Here is a 16619-nt window from a genome sequence, read left to right as displayed (position 1 = left end):
GGGGCCCACCACCTGCCGTCAAACGATCAAACGATCAGATGAGCCGATCAGGCCTCGACGGCCTTCTTGAGCTGCTCCACCCGGTCGGTCCGCTCCCAGGTGAAGTCCGGCAGCTCACGGCCGAAGTGGCCGTACGCGGCGGTCTGCGAGTAGATCGGGCGCAGCAGGTCCAGGTCGCGGATGATCGCGGCCGGACGCAGGTCGAACACGTCGGTGACGGCCTTCTGGATCGCGAGGACCGGCACGGTCTCGGTGCCGAAGGTCTCCACGAACAGGCCGACCGGCTCGGCCTTGCCGATCGCGTACGCGACCTGCACCTCGGCACGGCGGGCGAGGCCGGCGGCGACGATGTTCTTCGCCACCCAGCGCATCGCGTACGCGGCCGAGCGGTCCACCTTGGACGGGTCCTTGCCCGAGAAGGCGCCGCCGCCGTGGCGGGCCATGCCGCCGTAGGTGTCGATGATGATCTTGCGACCGGTGAGGCCGGCGTCGCCCATCGGGCCGCCGATCTCGAACCGGCCGGTCGGGTTGACCAGCAGCCGGTAGCCCTCGGTGACGAGCTTGATGCCCTGCTCGGCGAGCGCCTTCAGCTCCGGCTCCACGACGAACTCGCGGACGTCGGGGGTGAGCAGCGACTCGAGGTCGATGTCGCTCGCGTGCTGGGTGGAGACCACCACGGTGTCGAGGCGGACGGCCTTGTCGCCGTCGTACTCGATGGTGACCTGGGTCTTGCCGTCGGGGCGCAGGTAGGGGATGGTGCCGTTCTTGCGCACCTCGGTGAGGCGGCGCGAGAGGCGGTGTGCCAGGGTGATCGGCAGCGGCATGAGCTCGGGCGTCTCGTCGGACGCGTAGCCGAACATCAGGCCCTGGTCGCCGGCGCCCTGCCGGTCCAGATCGTCCTCGTCGCCCTCGACCCGGGCCTCGTACGCGGTGTCGACGCCCTGGGCGATGTCCGGCGACTGCGCGCCGATCGAGACGGAAACGCCGCAGGAGGCGCCGTCGAAGCCCTTCTTGGAGCTGTCGTAGCCGATCTCCAGGATCTTGTCCCGGACGAGCTGTGCGATCGGCGCGTAAGCCTTCGTGGTCACCTCGCCGGCCACGTGCACCTGGCCGGTGGTGATCAGCGTCTCCACCGCGACCCGGGAGGTCGGGTCCTCGCGGAGGAGAGCGTCAAGAATGGTGTCGCTGATCTGGTCAGCGATCTTGTCGGGGTGTCCCTCGGTCACGGACTCCGAGGTGAACAGGCGGCGAGACACAGCGCTCCCTGGGGTTGCAGCGGCTGCTGACTGAAAGGCCCCGGTCGGAACCGGGGACTTCCGGAAAGACTTGATTCCTGGAGTGTAACGGTCAGCTTCCGAGAAACGTCACGTGATTCCGGAATCGAAGACCGTATGCCCACCCCTCGAGATCAATGGGCGCGCAGATCTAGCCGTTCCGCGACAAGGTCCCAGACGACGTCCGCGAGAGCCTCCTTCGGGCCCACCGGAACGGGGGTCTCGGTGCCGTCCGCGCCCAGTACCACGGCCTCGTTGACGTCCTGCCCGAAGGCCTTTCCGTCCCCCACCTCGTTGACCACCAGCAGGTCGCAGCCCTTGCGCGCGAGCTTGGCGCGGCCATTGGCGAGGACGTCGTCGGTCTCCGCCGCGAATCCCACCACGAGCTGACCCGAACGGGTGCGGTGGGCGGAGAGCTCGGCGAGCACATCGGGGTTGCGGACGAGCGCGACCGGCGCCGGTTCGACGCCCTCGACCTTCTTGATCTTGCCGGCGGCATAGGCCGCGGGCCGGAAGTCGGCCACCGCCGCGGCCATGACCACGGCGTCCGCGTCCTCGGCGGCCTTCAACGCCGCCTCCCGCAGTTCGAGCGCGGTGGCCACCCGGACCACATCCACCCCGGCCGGGTCGGGCAGTCCCGCGTTGGCCGAGATCAACGTCACACGGGCACCGCGGGCGGCGGCGGTCGCGGCGAGCGCGTAGCCCTGCTTGCCGGAGGACCGGTTGCCGAGGAAGCGGACCGGGTCGAGCGGCTCACGGGTACCGCCGGCCGAGACCACCACGTGCCGGCCGGCCAGGTCGGCCCGCTCGCCGCCGTACCGGAGCACGGCCCGGCAGGCGTCGAAGATCGCGGACGGCTCGGGCAGCCGCCCCTTGCCGGTGTCCTTGCCGGTCAGCCGCCCGCTGGCGGGCTCCAGCACGATCACGCCCCGGCGGCGCAGCGTGGCGACGTTCTCCCGGGTGGCCGGGTGCTCCCACATCTCGGTGTGCATCGCGGGCGCCAGCACCACCGGGCAGCGGGCGGTGAGCAGGGTGTTGGTGAGCAGGTCGTCGGCGAGGCCGTGGGCGGCCCTGGCCATCAGGTCGGCGGTGGCCGGGGCGACCACGACCAGGTCGGCGTTCTGCCCGATCCGCACGTGCGGCACCTCGTGCACGTCGTCCCAGGTCTCGGTGGCGGCGGGGCGGCCGGAGAGGGCCGCCCAGGTCGCCTCGCCGACGAAGTGCAGCGCCGCCGCGGTGGGCACCACGGTGACCTGGTGGCCGGACTCGGTGAACCGCCGCAGCAGCTCGCACGCCTTGTACGCGGCGATGCCGCCGCTGACGCCGAGGACGACGCGCGGTGCGCCCGCCCGCTCCGTGCTGCCGCTCATGTCGCCTGCTCTCCTCGTGGCGGTCCCAGATGCCCGCCAACCCTACGGTGCGCCGACGATCACCCGCACAGTGGCACCCCGTCCGGCCGTCACCACGAGCACGGAAGACACGACGAGCACCGGAAGACGCGACCGGCACCGGAAAAGACGGAGGGCCCGTCGGAGCGAACTCCGACGGGCCCTTCCGTAAAGGCGGTGACACTTCAGGCGGTGACACCTCAGGTGGCACCTCAGGCGGTGACGCCTCAGGCGGCCTCGATCGCCTCGGCCGTCAGCATGCCGGCGTTGATCTCGCGCAGCGCGATCGACAGCGGCTTCTCGTGCACGTGGGTGTCGACCAGCGGGCCGACGTACTCCAGCAGGCCCTCGCCGAGCTGGGAGTAGTACGCGTTGATCTGACGCGCACGCTTGGCCGCGTAGATGACCAGGCTGTACTTGGAGTCGGTGGCCTCAAGCAGCTCGTCGATCGGCGGGTTGATGATGCCCTCGGGCGCGGTCATGGAAGAGGACACGCGAAAACCTTCCGAAAGGGTGGAAAAAAAGACAACAGGTCAGCCTACACCGAGCAAGGCTAGCAGTTCGGTAGCCACCTGCTCGACGGAGGTGTTGACCAGGGTGGTGTCGAACTCCGGCTCGGCCGCCAGTTCGATCTTGGCGGCCTCGAGCCGCCTCTCGATCACGTCCTGCGACTCGGTGCCCCGGCCGGTGAGCCGGCGGACCAGCTCGTCCCAGCTCGGCGGAGCCAGGAAGACCAGCTGCGCCTCGGGCATGGACTCGCGCACCTGGCGGGCGCCCTGCAGGTCGATCTCCAGCAGCACGGGCTCGCCGCGCTCCAGCTTCTCCTGGACCGCGGCCCGGGGGGTGCCGTAGCGGTTGCCCGCGAACACGGCCCACTCCAGCAGCTCACCGTTGGCGACCAGCTTGTCGAACTCGTCGTTGTCGACGAAGTGGTACTGGACCCCGTGCTGCTCGCCCGGCCTCGGGTGGCGGGTCGTCGCCGACACCGAGAGCCAGACTTCGGGGTGCTGCTTCCTCATATGAGCGACGACCGTGCTCTTGCCGACCCCCGAGGGGCCGGAGAGCACGGTCAGCCGCGGACGCTCACTCATGCACCGATTATCCCGGATCGCGGGCGATCCTGGGACCACGGGGGCACGGTCAGGCGGCACCGCCGCCGAACTCCCGCTCCAGGGAGGCGATCTGGTTCGTTCCGAGACCACGGACACGGCGGCTCTCGGAGATGCCGAGCCGCTCCATGATCTGCTTGGCACGGACCTTGCCCACGCCCGGCAGGGACTCCAGCAGGGCGGAGACCTTCATCTTGCCGATCACGTCGTTGTCGGCCTTGCCGGCCTTGATCACCTCGTGCAGGGAGGCGCCGGAGTGCTTGAGCCGGTTCTTGACCTCGGCGCGCTCCCGGCGAGCCTCGGCGGCCTTCGCGAGCGCGGCGGTGCGCTGTTCAGGGGTAAGGGGCGGAAGAGCCACGCCGTTCACCTCAGGTGTGGATGGAAGGGATTGAACTAGGACTGTTGTGGTTCCCAGGACACCGGCCAGAGAGCGACGCGCCGCCCCTGACCTGCGAGAGCAGCAGTATTCGCGGCTCTTCGATGACCTATCGCCGGACACTACCCGGATTGCGGCGCCGCGTCAGGAAAAGAACACGAAAAGTCCTGGTCAGCCAAGGCCGACCAGGACTTTCCGGGGCAAAATGACCGTGATTGCGAAGCTTTGGCGGCGCCGATGTGACGGCGCTCACGTCGGGCCGCCGTCCCGCCCTGCCCGTCGCAACCCGTCACGGGGGTGCTGCGGAGCGTCCGCCGGGGCGAACCCCGTGACGCCGTCCGCTACTTGACCGCGTCGGCGTACTCCTGGACAAAACGGTCCGCGGCCGAACGCAGCGCCGTCGGCGAGGGACCGTGCCTGAGCACGTCCCGGCTGACGCTCGGGACGACATTGCGCACCGAGGCGCCGAACACCCGCGGCAGATCGGCCATGGTCGCGCCCTGCGCCCCGATGCCGGGGGCCAGCAGCGGGCCGTTGATCGCCAGGTCCATCCCGGCGTCGGCCAGGGTGGCGCCGACCACCGCGCCGAAGGAGCCCAGCGGCTCGGCCCCGGCGTTCTCCTCGGCCAGCCGGCGCAGCACCGAGGCGGCGACCGGCTCGCCGCCGGCGCCGATCGCGCGCTGCACCTCCGCGCCCTCCGGGTTGGAGGTGAGCGCCAGCGCGAACACGCCCGTGCCGCTCGCCTTCGCCAGGTCCAGCGCCGGGCGCAGCGAGCCGAAGCCGAGGTAGGGGCTGACCGTGACCGCGTCCGAGAAGAGCGGGCTGCCGGGCGCCAGGAAGGCCTCCGCGTAGGCGGCCATGGTGGAGCCGATGTCGCCGCGCTTGGCGTCCATCAGGACGAGCGCGCCGGCCGCCCTGGCCTCCTCGACCGTCCGCTCCAGGACGGCGACGCCCCGGGAGCCGAAGCGCTCGTAGAACGCGGCCTGCGGCTTGAGCACGGCCACCCGGTCGGCCAGTGCCTCGACCACGGTGCGGCTGAAGGTCTCCAGGCCCGCGACGCTGTCCTCCAGGCCCCAGGCGGCGAGCAGGGAGGCGTGCGGGTCGATGCCCACGCAGAGCTGGCCGCGGGTGTCGAGGGCGTGGCGCAGCCGGGCGCCGAAGGGGGCGAGGGTCATGACGTCCTTCCGGAGGCGTAAAGAGAGGAAGCGGGGGTTCAGGCGGCCGTGCGGTCGTCGACCGCGCTGCCGACGGCCGCGGCCAGGCTGCGGAAGCCGCCGGCCCGCAGGCGCGCCGACAGGCCCTTGTGGACGCGCCGGCACCAGAGCGGGCCCTCGTAGACGAAGGCGCTGTAGCCCTGCACCAGGTCGGCGCCGTGGACGATCCGCTGCCAGGCGTCCTCGGCGGTCTCGACGCCGCCGACCGACACCAGCGTCAGCCGGCCGCCGGTACGGGCGCGCAGCCGCTGGAGGACCGCCAGCGCGCGCTCCTTGAGCGGGGCGCCGGAGAGGCCGCCCAGGCCGATCTCCGCGACCCGGGCGGCGTCGCTGCGCAGGCCCTCGCGGCCGATCGTGGTGTTGGTCGCGATGATGCCGTCCAGGCCGAGTTCCAGGGCCAGGTCGGCGACCTCGTCGATGTCCTCGTCCGCCAGGTCGGGGGCGATCTTGACCAGCAGCGGCACATGGTGCGCGGTGGTCCGGTCGGCGGCCTCGCGCACGGCGCTCAGCAGCGGGCGCAGGTGCTCGACGGCCTGGAGGTCGCGCAGCCCGGGGGTGTTCGGCGAGCTGACGTTGACCACCAGGTAGTCGGCGAAGCGGGCGAGCCGCTCGGTGGACTTCACGTAGTCGGCGACCGCGTCGGCCTCCTCGACCAGCTTGGTCTTGCCGATGTTGACGCCGACGACCGGGGTGGAGCTGGTGTGCGGGCGCGCGGCCAGCCGGGCGGCGACCCGGGCCGAGCCCTGGTTGTTGAAGCCCATCCGGTTGATCAGCGCGCGGTCCTCGACCAGCCGGAACAGTCGCGGCTGCGGGTTGCCGGGCTGCGCCTCGCCGGTGACGGTGCCGATCTCGACGTAGTCGAAGCCGAGCATCGACAGGCCGTCGATGCCGACCCCGTTCTTGTCGAAGCCGGCCGCCAGGCCGAACGGTCCCGGCAGGGCGAGGCCGAGGGCGTCGGTGCGCAGCGCCCGGTCGCGCGGGGCCAGCACCAGCCGGACGAGGCCGCGCAGGCCGGGCACCGAGGAGGCCAGCCGGACCCAGAAGAAGGCCAGGTGGTGGGCCTTCTCCGGGTCCATCTTCTTGAACACGAGGTCGAACAGCAGCTTGTACACAGGATCCTCCCAGGGCATGGAAGTGGGGGGCACCCGGCGGTACTGGTGCCCCCCACTGCGGTGGTACTAGACGGCGCGGCCGGCGTTGATCAGCGCGGCGTGCTCCTGGAGCGACATGACGCCGACCTCGTCGCGCAGCAGCCGGTCGATGCCCTGGACGGCGGCGCCCATGGCCTGCACGGTGGTCAGGCAGGGCACCGCGCGGGCGACGGCGGCGGTGCGGATCTCGTAGCCGTCGAGACGGCCGCCGGTGCCGTACGGCGTGTTGATGATGAGATCGACCTCGCCGTCGTGGATCAGCTGGACGATGGTCCGCTCGCCGTTCGGGCCCTCGCCCTCGCTGTGCTTGCGCACCAGCGTCGACGGGATGCCGCCGCGCTGGAGCACCTCGGCGGTGCCGGCGGTGGCGAGCACCTCGAAGCCCAGGCTGACCAGCGCGCGGGCCGGGAAGACCAGGTTGCGCTTGTCCCGGTTGGCGACCGAGACGAAGACCTTGCCCTTGGTCGGCAGCGCGCCGTAGGCGCCGGCCTGGGCCTTCGCGTAGGCGGTGCCGAACACCCGGTCCAGGCCCATGACCTCGCCGGTGGAGCGCATCTCCGGGCCGAGGACGGTGTCCACGCCGCGGCCGTGGACGTCGCGGAAGCGGCTCCACGGCATCACGGCCTCCTTGACCGCGATCGGGGCGTCCGCCGGCAGGGTGCCGCCGTCGCCCACGGCCGGGAGCATGCCCTCGGCGCGCAGCTCGGCGATGGTGGCGCCGAGCGAGACCCGGGCGGCGGCCTTGGCCAGCGGCACCGCGGTCGCCTTGGAGGTGAACGGCACGGTGCGCGAGGCGCGCGGGTTGGCCTCCAGGACGTACAGGATGTCGCCGGAGAGCGCGAACTGGATGTTGATCAGACCGCGCACCCCGACGCCGCGGGCGATGGCCTCGGTGGAGGTGCGCAGCCGCTTGATGTCGTACCCGCCGAGGGTGATCGGCGGCAGGGCGCAGGCGGAGTCGCCGGAGTGGATGCCGGCCTCCTCGATGTGCTCCATGACGCCGCCGAGGTACAGCTCGGTGCCGTCGTAGATGGCGTCGACGTCGATCTCCACCGCGTCGTCGAGGAAGCGGTCGATCAGCACCGGGTGCTCGGAGATCAGACCGGCGTGCCGCTCCAGGTAGGAGGCGAGCGACTCCTCGTCGTAGACGATCTCCATGCCGCGTCCGCCGAGCACGTAGGACGGGCGGGCGAGCACCGGGTAGCCGATCTCGTCGGCGAGGGCCTTGGCCTCCGCGAAGGAGAAGGCGGTGCCGTGCTTGGGGGCGGGCAGGCCCGCGTCGCGCAGCACGCGGCCGAAGGCGCCGCGCTCCTCGGCCAGGTCGATGGCCTCCGGCTGGGTGCCGACGATCGGCACGCCGTTGTCCTTGAGCGCCTGGGCCAGGCCGAGCGGGGTCTGGCCGCCGAGCTGGACGATCACACCGGCGAGCGGTCCGGCCTGCTTCTCGGCGTGGACGATCTCCAGCACGTCCTCCAGGGTGAGCGGCTCGAAGTAGAGCCGGTCGGAGGTGTCGTAGTCGGTGGAGACGGTCTCCGGGTTGCAGTTGACCATGACGGTCTCGTACCCGGCGTCGGCGAGCGCGAAGGAGGCGTGCACGCAGGAGTAGTCGAACTCGATGCCCTGGCCGATGCGGTTCGGGCCGGAGCCGAGGATGATCACCGCGGGCTTGGTGCGCGGGGCGACCTCGTTCTCCTCGTCGTAGGAGGAGTAGAAGTACGGGGTCTTGGCCGCGAACTCCGCCGCGCAGGTGTCGACGGTCTTGAACACCGGGCGGATGCCCAGCGCGTGCCGGACCTCGCGGACGACGTCGGGGCGCAGGCCGCGGATCTCGCCGACCTGCTGGTCGGAGAAGCCGTGCCGCTTGGCGTGGCGCAGCAGCTCGGGGGTGAGTTCGGGCGCCTCGGCCAGCTCGGCGGCGAGCTCGTCGAGCAGGAAGAGCTGGTCGACGAACCACGGGTCGATCCTGGTGGCCTCGAACACCTCCTCCTGGGTGGCGCCGGCCCGGATCGCCTGCATCACGGTGTTGATCCGGCCGTCCGTCGGCACGACCGCCTTGGCCAGCAGCTCGGCCTTGTCGCCCACCGGGCCGACCCAGGTGAACTGGGAGCCCTTCTTCTCCAGCGAGCGCAGCGCCTTCTGGAGCGCCTCGGGGAAGTTGCGGCCCAGCGCCATCGCCTCGCCGACCGACTTCATGGTGGTGGTGAGGGTGGCGTCGGCGCTCGGGAACTTCTCGAACGCGAACCGGGGCACCTTGACCACGACGTAGTCGAGGGTGGGCTCGAAGGAGGCCGGGGTCTCCTCGGTGATGTCGTTGGAGATCTCGTCCAGGGTGTAGCCGACGGCCAGCTTGGCGGCGATCTTGGCGATCGGGAAGCCGGTCGCCTTGGAGGCCAGCGCCGAGGAGCGGGACACCCGCGGGTTCATCTCGATGACGATGACCCGGCCGTCCTCGGGGTTGACGGCGAACTGGATGTTGCAGCCGCCGGTGTCGACGCCGACCTCGCGGATCACGGCGATGCCGATGTCGCGCAGGATCTGGTACTCGCGGTCGGTGAGCGTCATCGCCGGGGCGACGGTGATCGAGTCACCGGTGTGCACGCCCATCGGGTCGAAGTTCTCGATCGAGCAGACGACCACGACGTTGTCGTTCTTGTCGCGCATCAGCTCGAGCTCGTACTCCTTCCAGCCGAGGATGGACTCCTCCAGGAGGACCTCGGTGGTCGGGGAGAGCGTCAGACCCTGGCCGGCGATGCGGCGCAGTTCCTCCTCGTCGTGGGCGAAGCCGGAGCCGGCGCCGCCCATGGTGAAGGAGGGGCGGACGACGACCGGGTAGCCGCCCAGGGTGTCGACCCCGGCGACCACCTCGTCCATGGTGTGGCAGATGACCGAGCGGGCGGACTCGCCGTGCCCGATCCTGGCGTTGACCGCCTCGACCACGCCCTTGAACAGCTCGCGGTCCTCGCCCTTGTTGATCGCCTCGACGTCGGCGCCGATCAGCTCGACGCCGTACTTCTCCAGCGTGCCGGCGGCGTGCAGGGAGATCGCGGTGTTGAGCGCGGTCTGGCCGCCCAGGGTGGGCAGCAGGGCGTCGGGGCGCTCCTTGGCGATGATCTTCTCGACGAACTCCGGGGTGATCGGCTCGACGTAGGTGGCGTCGGCGATCTCCGGGTCGGTCATGATCGTCGCCGGGTTGGAGTTCACCAGGACGACCCGCAGGCCCTCGGCCTTGAGGACGCGACACGCCTGCGTGCCCGAGTAGTCGAACTCGGCGGCCTGACCGATCACGATCGGGCCGGACCCGATGACCAGGACGGACTTGATGTCGGTGCGCTTAGGCACGCTGGCCCTCCATGAGCTTCACGCTGTGCTGGTCGTCGCCTCGCATGAGCTCGACGAAACGGTCGAAGAGGTACGCCGCGTCGTGCGGGCCGGCGGCGGCCTCCGGGTGGTACTGCACCGAGAAGGCGGGCACGTCCAGCGCCTGGAGGCCCTCGACCACGTCGTCGTTCAGGCAGACGTGGGAGACCTCGACCCGCCCGTACGGGGTGTCGCTGACCTTGTCCAGCGGCGCGTTCACGGCGAAGCCGTGGTTGTGGGCGGTCACCTCGACCTTGCCGGTGGTGCGGTCCTGCACCGGCTGGTTGATGCCGCGGTGGCCGTACTTGAGCTTGTAGGTGCCGAAGCCCAGCGCCCGGCCGAGGATCTGGTTGCCGAAGCAGATCCCGAAGAACGGCGTCCTGCGCTCCAGCACGCCCTGCGCCACGGCGACCTGGTGGTCGGCGGTCGCCGGGTCGCCCGGGCCGTTGGAGAAGAACACGCCGTCGGGGTTGACGGCGTAGACGTCCTCGATCGTCGCGTTGGCGGGCAGCACGTGCACCTCGATGCCGCGCTCGGCCATCCGCTGCGGGGTCATCGCCTTGATGCCGAGGTCCAGGGCGGCGACGGTGAAGCGCTTCTCACCGATCGCGGGCACCACGTACGGCTCGGTGGTGGCGACCTCGGCGCACAGGTCGGCGCCCTTCATCTCGGGCGAGGACTGCACCTTGGCGAGCAGCGCGGCCGGGTCGGCCAGGGCCTCGCCGGAGAAAATGCCGCAGCGCATGGCGCCGCGCTCGCGCAGGTGGCGGGTGAGCGCCCGGGTGTCGATGCCGCTGATGCCGACGATGCCCTGGTTCACCAGCTCCTCGTCCAGCGAGCGGCGCGAGCGCCAGTTGGAGGCGACCCGGGCGGGGTCGCGGACGACGTATCCGGCGACCCAGATCCGCGCGGACTCGTCGTCCTCGTCGTTCCAGCCGGTGTTGCCGATCTGCGGGGCGGTCATCACGACCACCTGGCGGTGGTACGAGGGGTCGGTGAGGGTCTCCTGGTAGCCGGACATGCCGGTGTTGAAGACGGCCTCGCCGTAGGTCTCGCCGGTCGCGCCGTAGGCCTGGCCCCGGAAGATCCGGCCGTCCTCCAGGACGAGCACAGCGGGCACACGCTCCCGCCGTTGGCGCTGCGTGGTGGGGGCAGGTGCGGTCATGACGCGGCCTCTTCCGTCTTCTTCGTCGTCGTACGTGTTGCGAGTCGGGCGACCGCCTCGACCCAGGCGGCGTGCTCGTCCGGGTGGTCGAACCGGAACCCGGAGTCCAGTTCCGTGCCCTCGTGCGCCCAGGTGACGACGAGGAGCCCGGACGGGACGACCTTGCCGGCGATCCCGGAGTCCGTCCGGGCACCGGTCAGGTGCGCGGCGGGGATCCAGAAGTCGACGTCACCCGGGCGCTGCACCAGCAGGCCGTTCTCGCCGAGGGTCAGATCGGCGCGGCTGCGGGTGCCCAGGCCGTGCGCGACGACCCGGTCGAGCCAGTTCCCGGCGGTGGTGGTGCCGTGGTACCGGCCACTGCTCTCCAGGATGGTCCGGCCGGCGCGCTCCGGCACGGCGGGGAGCGGCGGGATCCCGGACTGCAGGGTGCGGCGCCAGTTCCAGCCCTGGCGCATCAGCCAGTACACGAGGCCGATGACCAGCAGCAGGCCGACCGTCCAACCGATGTAGCCGGGCCAGTTGGCGACCCTGGCCTGCTCCTGGGCCAGCAGCGCCGCGGCGCCCCCGGTCATGGAGCTCACGCGAGACCACCCTGCTCGACCAGCTCGCCGGCCAGCACCGTGGCGGTGCCGCGCAGGAAGGTGGCGTGCACCCGACCGGGCAGGTCGAGGCCCTGGTAAGGGGTGTTGCGGGAGCGGCTGGCGAAGCTGTCGGGGTTCACGGCACCACGGTACGCGGGATCGAACAGCACCAGGTTGGCGGGCTCACCCACCGAGACCGGCCGGCCCTGCCCCGCGAGGCGGCCGATCCGGGCCGGGCGGTGCGACATCCGGTCCGCGACGCCCTCCCAGTTCAGCAGGCCGGTGTCGACCATCGTCTGCTGCACCACGGACAGCGCGGTCTCCAGGCCGACCATGCCCATCGCGGCCACGGCCCACTCGCAGTCCTTGTCCTCGGCCGGGTGCGGCGCGTGGTCGGTGGCGACGGCGTCGATGGTGCCGTCCGCCAGCGCCGCGCGCAGCGCCCGGACGTCCTCGGCGGTGCGCAGCGGCGGGTTGACCTTGTACACCGGGTCGTAGGAGCGGACCAGCTCGTCGGTCAGCAGCAGGTGGTGCGGGGTGACCTCGGCGGTGACGTCCCAGCCCTTGGCCTTGGCCCAGCGGACGATCTCGACCGAGCCGGCGGTGGAGACGTGGCAGATGTGCAGCCGGGAGCCGACGTGCGCGGCGAGCAGCACGTCCCGGGCGATGATCGCCTCCTCCGCGACGGCCGGCCAGCCGCCGAGGCCGAGCTCGCCGGAGACCTGGCCCTCGTTCATCTGGGCGCCCTCGGTCAGCCGCGGCTCCTGCGCGTGCTGGGCGACGACGCCGTCGAAGGCCTTCACGTACTCCAGCGCGCGGCGCATCATCACCGCGTCGTCGACGCACTTGCCGTCGTCGGAGAAGACCCGGACGCCGGCCGCGGACTCGTGCATGGCGCCCAGCTCGGCGAGCTTCTTGCCCTCCAGGCCGACGGTGACGGCGCCGACCGGCTGGACGTCGCAGTAGCCCGACTCCTGGCCCAGCCGCCAGACCTGCTCGACCACGCCGGCGGTGTCGGCCACCGGGAAGGTGTTGGCCATCGCGTGGACGGCGGTGAAGCCGCCCTTGGCGGCGGCGCGGGTGCCGGTGAGGACGGTCTCGGCGTCCTCCCGGCCCGGCTCGCGCAGGTGGGTGTGCAGGTCGACGAGGCCGGGCAGGACGATCAGCCCGGTGGCGTCGATGTCGATGTCCGCCGTGGCGTCCAGCGCGGGGCCGATCGCCGCGATCGCACCGTCGACGAGGTGGAGGTCCTGCGGAGCGCCGCCGAGGATCTGGGCGTTGCGGATCAGGTAGGTGACCATGGCGGTGGTTCGCTCGCTTCGCTCGTTCACTGGGCGTTCTCCACGGAGTCGGTGCGGGGGGTGTCGGTGAGGGTGGCTCCGCCGAGCAGCAGGTAGAGCACGGCCATCCGGACGGAGACGCCGTTGGCGACCTGCTCGACCACGGTGCAGCGCGGCGAGTCGGCGACCTCGGCGGTGATCTCCATGCCGCGGACCATCGGGCCGGGGTGCATGACGATGGCGTGCTCGGGCAGCCGGGCCATCCGCGGGCCGTCCACGCCGTAGCGGCGGGTGTACTCGCGCTCGGTGGGGAAGAACGCGGCGTTCATCCGCTCGCGCTGGACCCGGAGCATCATCAGCGCGTCGGTCTTCGGGAGCACGCTCTCCAGGTCGTAGCTGACCTCGCAGGGCCAGTTCTCGATCCCGATCGGCAGCAGGGTCGGCGGGGCGACGAAGGTCACCTGGGCGCCGAGCGTGGTGAGCAGGTGGACGTTCGAGCGGGCGACCCGGCTGTGCAGGATGTCGCCGACGATGGTCACCCGCCGCCCGGCCAGGTCGTGGCCCGCTCCCGGGTTGAGGTGGCGGCGCATGGTGAAGGCGTCGAGCAGGGCCTGGGTGGGGTGCTCGTGGGTGCCGTCACCGGCGTTGATGACGCTGCCGTGCAGCCAGTCGGACTGGGCCAGCCGGGCCGGCGCGCCGGAGGCGTGGTGCCGGACGACGACCGCGTCGGCGCCCATCGCCTGGAGGGTCAGGGCGGTGTCCTTGAGGCTCTCGCCCTTGGAGACCGAGGAGCCCTTGGCGGAGAAGTTGATGACGTCCGCGGAGAGCCGCTTCTCGGCGACCTCGAAGGAGGTCTTGGTGCGGGTCGAGTCCTCGAAGAAGAGGTTGACGACGGTGCGGCCGCGGAGGGTGGGGAGCTTCTTGACCGCCCGGCCGGACAGTTGGGCGAGTTCCTCGGCGGTGTCCAGGATGAGCAGCGCGTCGTCGCGGGTGAGATCGGCGGCGGACACGAGGTGGCGCTTCACGCGGGTTACTCCGGGAGGTGCGATTCGGTGGCCGCCTGAGCGGCCAGGGCCTGGGAGGAGCGCGCCGCGAAGTCGCGGTCGCCGACCAGCACGGCGTCCACCCCGTCGCGGTCGGACAGGCGCACCTGGACGGCCTCGCGAAGCGAGGTGGGGAGGTTCTTGCCCACGTAGTCGGCGCGGATCGGCAGCTCGCGGTGGCCGCGGTCGACGAGGACGGCGAGCTGGACGGCGCGCGGGCGGCCGATGTCGTTGAGGGCGTCGAGCGCGGCGCGGATGGTGCGGCCGGAGAAGAGCACGTCGTCGACGAGGACGACCAGCCGGCCGTCGATGCCCCCGGGCGGCATCTCGGTGTGCTCCAGGGCGCGGGCGGGCTTCAGCCTCAGATCGTCCCGGTACATCGTGATGTCCAGGGTCCCGAGCGGAATGTCCTGGTCGGTGATCTGGGCGAGCCTGGCGTGCAGCCGCCGGGCGAGGTGGACACCCCTGGTGTGGATGCCCAGCAGCACGACGTCCTCGGCGCCCTTGGCGCGTTCGACGATCTCGTGCGCTATCCGGGTGATGACCCGGGCGATGTCCGTGCCGTCCAGCACTTGGTGCGGCGGCCTCGGTGCGGATTCCTGGTGTGCGGTCATGCCGAAGCGGACCTCCTTCCCCGCCTCACAGGACGGGTCTTAAAGGATGTCGGGAGACCCCCGCCGACCTGCGGCGCGGGCTCCGGCCATCCTACCAGCGTGATTCTGCGGCCAACCGACGGCCATCGTTCCGCTTCCCCTGGTTCACGTGCCGGACGCACCCCTGATGCGGCCCATTCGCACGACTGCCCCATTCGGCTTGACGCAACTACCTCACTCTACGTAACCTCACAGTGAGTTACGAGACTGACGGCGAACCCACCGGTAACGGCGTCGGCAATCGCCCGTGACCCACCACTGAACGCGAAGCAATCTCGTCCGGGGAGATCAATGTCCAGCGACTACGCGAAGCAGCTCGGAGGCAAGCTCCGAGCCATCCGCACCCAGCAGGGGCTCTCCCTGCACGGTGTCGAGGAGAAGTCCCAGGGGCGCTGGAAGGCAGTCGTCGTCGGCTCGTACGAGCGTGGAGACCGTGCGGTCACCGTGCAGCGACTGGCCGAGCTGGCTGAGTTCTACGGGGTCCCGGTACAGGAGCTGCTGCCCGGCGGAACGCCCGGCGGCGCGGCCGAGCCGCCGCCGCGCCTCGTCCTCGACCTGGAGAGACTGACCCAGGTCCCGTCCGAGAAGGCCGGCCCGCTGCAGCGCTACGCGGCGACCATCCAGAGCCAGCGCGGCGACTACAACGGCAAGGTGCTGTCGATCCGCCAGGACGACCTGCGCACCCTGGCCGTGATCTACGACCAGTCGCCGTCGATCCTCACCGAGCAGCTCATCTCCTGGGGCGTGCTCAACCCCGACGCGCGCCGTGCGGTGCGCGAGGAGGAGACGGGCTGAGTCCCGGCTCCTCGGTTCCCGGCTCCTCGGTCCCAGGCTCCTCGGTTCGCGGCCCACGAAACGGGAGCGGGACCGGTCGGTACCAGCAGAAACGTCACGGCGCGGCACCCTTCGCGGGTGCCGCGCCGCGGCGTTCCGGCGGCCTTCCGGGCACCCCCCGGGTGCGGCCCGGTCTCGCGGTGCGCCCGTCCCCGGGTCCGTCGGTGCGCCCGTCCGTGCGCCCGTCCCCGCGTTCAGCAGACCGTCTCCAGCCGGTAGCCCGGCTCGGCCGCCACGCCGTCCAGCCGCACCGGGCCGGCCGAGGGCGTCCACACCCGCCCCTCGCTGGCCCAGGCCCAGGCCGTCGGCCGGTACTCCCCGCAGGCCGCCGCCGAGCCCTGCGCGCCGTGCAGCACCGCGAGACCGGGCAGCCCCCGGGCCAGCCCGGCGCAGAGCACCGCGCAGAGCAGTTCGAGGTCCTCGTCGTTGATCCGCACCACGCCGTCCTCCCACTGGAGCACCCGGGCCGCCGCGGTCAGCCGCCCGCCGGGGGCGTCCACCGACAGCCGCAGCTCGTAGACGCCGCTGCCGGCGCCCAGCAGCATCCGGCGGAACACCTCGGCGCCCTGCTCGTAGGCGCCGCGGACGGTCTCGTCGCGCTCGCCGTGGAGGCGGCCGTCGAGCAGCAGATCGGCGTGCCGCAGCGTCAGCCCGTTCTCCCGGGCCCGCACCAGCCGGGGCAGGAAGTCGCCGACCAGCTCCTCGCCCTGATAGGCCAGCAGCTGGGTGCGCAGCGGCGGGTTGACCAGGTAGCGCTCACGGGCGGCCGGCTCGGCCGGGTCGAGCCCGTGCAGCAGACAGAACTCGGCGAAGTCCTGCGGGTGGAACATCCGCGCCCGGACGGTGTCGAACCGCTGCCGGGCGTCGGCGAGCAGCTCGGCGGTCTCGGCCAGGTACCGCTCGTGGTCCGGGGCGTCGGACAGCTGCCAGGCGCGGGCCTCCTCGAAGTCCGCCGCGCTGGTGAGCACCCCGATCACGAAGGCCTGGCCGGCCCCCTCGGACCGCTGCCGCTCGCAGACCTCGGCCCGCTCGGCGGCGGCGCGCGGACGGACCCGGGGACGGGGGCCGGCGGCGGTGCAGTCGGGAGTGCGGCGGGCGCGGCCGTTGCGGCTCATCGGGGCTCCTCGGGCGGGGCGGGCGGGGGGGGGGGGGGGGGGCCGCCCACCCCGTGCGCCCCCCCCCCCCCCCGGCCCC

At 71.8% G+C, this 16619-nt stretch carries 15 protein-coding genes; 1 reads left to right on the top strand and 14 read right to left on the bottom strand.

Annotated elements, in window-relative coordinates:
* Positions 1 to 47 precede the first annotated feature (47 nt).
* The 13 genes from metK to pyrR all read right to left on the bottom strand — a co-directional run bounded on the left by metK (position 48) and on the right by pyrR (position 14552).
* Positions 48 to 1256 (bottom strand): methionine adenosyltransferase, encoded by a 1209-nt coding sequence (metK, locus tag SM793_RS34335; protein ID WP_030300278.1) that lies wholly within the window; start codon positions 1254 to 1256, stop codon positions 48 to 50.
* A gap of 152 nt (positions 1257 to 1408) precedes the next feature.
* Entirely contained in the window at positions 1409 to 2644 is a 1236-nt protein-coding gene (gene coaBC / locus SM793_RS34330) for a bifunctional phosphopantothenoylcysteine decarboxylase/phosphopantothenate--cysteine ligase CoaBC (RefSeq protein WP_320442249.1), read from the bottom strand.
* Positions 2645 to 2889: 245 nt separating this feature from the next.
* Positions 2890 to 3156, bottom strand: a complete 267-nt coding sequence (rpoZ, locus tag SM793_RS34325; protein ID WP_030240625.1) for a DNA-directed RNA polymerase subunit omega — start codon at positions 3154 to 3156, stop codon at positions 2890 to 2892.
* A gap of 39 nt (positions 3157 to 3195) precedes the next feature.
* The gene (gmk, locus tag SM793_RS34320; protein WP_320442248.1) at positions 3196 to 3753 is read right to left on the bottom strand and encodes a guanylate kinase; all 558 of its coding nucleotides are present in this window, start codon (positions 3751 to 3753) and stop codon (positions 3196 to 3198) included.
* A 49-nt stretch (positions 3754 to 3802) separates the two neighbouring features.
* Positions 3803 to 4129: an integration host factor, actinobacterial type gene (mihF, locus tag SM793_RS34315; protein WP_030056187.1), complete on the bottom strand. Its 327-nt coding sequence runs from the start codon at positions 4127 to 4129 to the stop codon at positions 3803 to 3805.
* Between the two features lie 359 nt (positions 4130 to 4488).
* The gene (gene pyrF / locus SM793_RS34310) at positions 4489 to 5322 is read right to left on the bottom strand and encodes an orotidine-5'-phosphate decarboxylase (RefSeq protein ID WP_320442247.1); all 834 of its coding nucleotides are present in this window, start codon (positions 5320 to 5322) and stop codon (positions 4489 to 4491) included.
* Between the two features lie 38 nt (positions 5323 to 5360).
* Positions 5361 to 6473 (bottom strand): quinone-dependent dihydroorotate dehydrogenase, encoded by a 1113-nt coding sequence (locus tag SM793_RS34305; RefSeq protein WP_320442246.1) that lies wholly within the window; start codon positions 6471 to 6473, stop codon positions 5361 to 5363.
* A gap of 66 nt (positions 6474 to 6539) precedes the next feature.
* On the bottom strand, positions 6540 to 9851 hold the full coding sequence (gene carB / locus SM793_RS34300) for a carbamoyl-phosphate synthase large subunit (RefSeq protein WP_320442245.1): 3312 nt from the start codon (positions 9849 to 9851) through the stop codon (positions 6540 to 6542).
* Complete coding sequence (gene carA / locus SM793_RS34295) at positions 9844 to 11034, bottom strand: glutamine-hydrolyzing carbamoyl-phosphate synthase small subunit (protein ID WP_320442244.1); 1191 nt, start codon at positions 11032 to 11034, stop codon at positions 9844 to 9846. The genes carB and carA overlap by 8 nt, the downstream gene beginning before the upstream one ends.
* Positions 11031 to 11606 carry a hypothetical protein gene (locus tag SM793_RS34290; RefSeq protein WP_320442251.1) on the bottom strand — a complete coding sequence of 192 codons (576 nt, stop codon included), beginning with the start codon at positions 11604 to 11606 and terminating at the stop codon, positions 11031 to 11033. The genes carA and SM793_RS34290 overlap by 4 nt, the downstream gene beginning before the upstream one ends.
* 5 nt (positions 11607 to 11611) lie before the next feature.
* Complete coding sequence (locus SM793_RS34285) at positions 11612 to 12916, bottom strand: dihydroorotase (protein ID WP_320442250.1); 1305 nt, start codon at positions 12914 to 12916, stop codon at positions 11612 to 11614.
* A 26-nt stretch (positions 12917 to 12942) separates the two neighbouring features.
* A complete protein-coding gene (locus SM793_RS34280) occupies positions 12943 to 13920 on the bottom strand; it encodes an aspartate carbamoyltransferase catalytic subunit (protein ID WP_320442243.1) in 978 nt (325 codons plus the stop codon).
* A 5-nt stretch (positions 13921 to 13925) separates the two neighbouring features.
* On the bottom strand, positions 13926 to 14552 hold the full coding sequence (gene pyrR / locus SM793_RS34275) for a bifunctional pyr operon transcriptional regulator/uracil phosphoribosyltransferase PyrR (RefSeq protein ID WP_320442242.1): 627 nt from the start codon (positions 14550 to 14552) through the stop codon (positions 13926 to 13928).
* Between the two features lie 330 nt (positions 14553 to 14882).
* Here pyrR and SM793_RS34270 point away from each other — a divergent pair, with 330 nt between their 5' ends.
* Entirely contained in the window at positions 14883 to 15386 is a 504-nt protein-coding gene (locus SM793_RS34270) for a transcriptional regulator (protein WP_030300254.1), read from the top strand.
* Positions 15387 to 15619: 233 nt separating this feature from the next.
* Here the strand turns inward: SM793_RS34270 and SM793_RS34265 are convergent, their stop codons facing one another.
* A complete protein-coding gene (locus tag SM793_RS34265; protein ID WP_320442241.1) occupies positions 15620 to 16540 on the bottom strand; it encodes a hypothetical protein in 921 nt (306 codons plus the stop codon).
* Positions 16541 to 16619: the final 79 nt, after the last annotated feature.

Origin of the sequence: Kitasatospora purpeofusca (assembly GCF_034043715.1) — a bacterium.
GTDB lineage: Bacteria > Actinomycetota > Actinomycetes > Streptomycetales > Streptomycetaceae > Kitasatospora > Kitasatospora purpeofusca_A.
This window is presented reverse-complemented; position numbering and strand designations above follow the sequence as displayed.

Excerpts from the sequence above, each read along its gene's own strand:
- SM793_RS34270 (WP_030300254.1), top strand. The coding sequence starts at position 14,883 with ATGTCCAGCGACTACGCGAAGCAGCTCGGAGGCAAGCTCCGAGCCATC.
- SM793_RS34265 (WP_320442241.1), bottom strand. The coding sequence starts at position 16,540 with ATGAGCCGCAACGGCCGCGCCCGCCGCACTCCCGACTGCACCGCCGCC.
- SM793_RS34285 (WP_320442250.1), bottom strand. The coding sequence starts at position 12,916 with ATGGTCACCTACCTGATCCGCAACGCCCAGATCCTCGGCGGCGCTCCG.
- pyrF (WP_320442247.1), bottom strand. The coding sequence starts at position 5,322 with ATGACCCTCGCCCCCTTCGGCGCCCGGCTGCGCCACGCCCTCGACACC.
- gmk (WP_320442248.1), bottom strand. The coding sequence starts at position 3,753 with ATGAGTGAGCGTCCGCGGCTGACCGTGCTCTCCGGCCCCTCGGGGGTC.
- SM793_RS34290 (WP_320442251.1), bottom strand. The coding sequence starts at position 11,606 with ATGACCGGGGGCGCCGCGGCGCTGCTGGCCCAGGAGCAGGCCAGGGTC.
- pyrR (WP_320442242.1), bottom strand. The coding sequence starts at position 14,552 with ATGACCGCACACCAGGAATCCGCACCGAGGCCGCCGCACCAAGTGCTG.
- coaBC (WP_320442249.1), bottom strand. The coding sequence starts at position 2,644 with ATGAGCGGCAGCACGGAGCGGGCGGGCGCACCGCGCGTCGTCCTCGGC.
- carA (WP_320442244.1), bottom strand. The coding sequence starts at position 11,034 with ATGACCGCACCTGCCCCCACCACGCAGCGCCAACGGCGGGAGCGTGTG.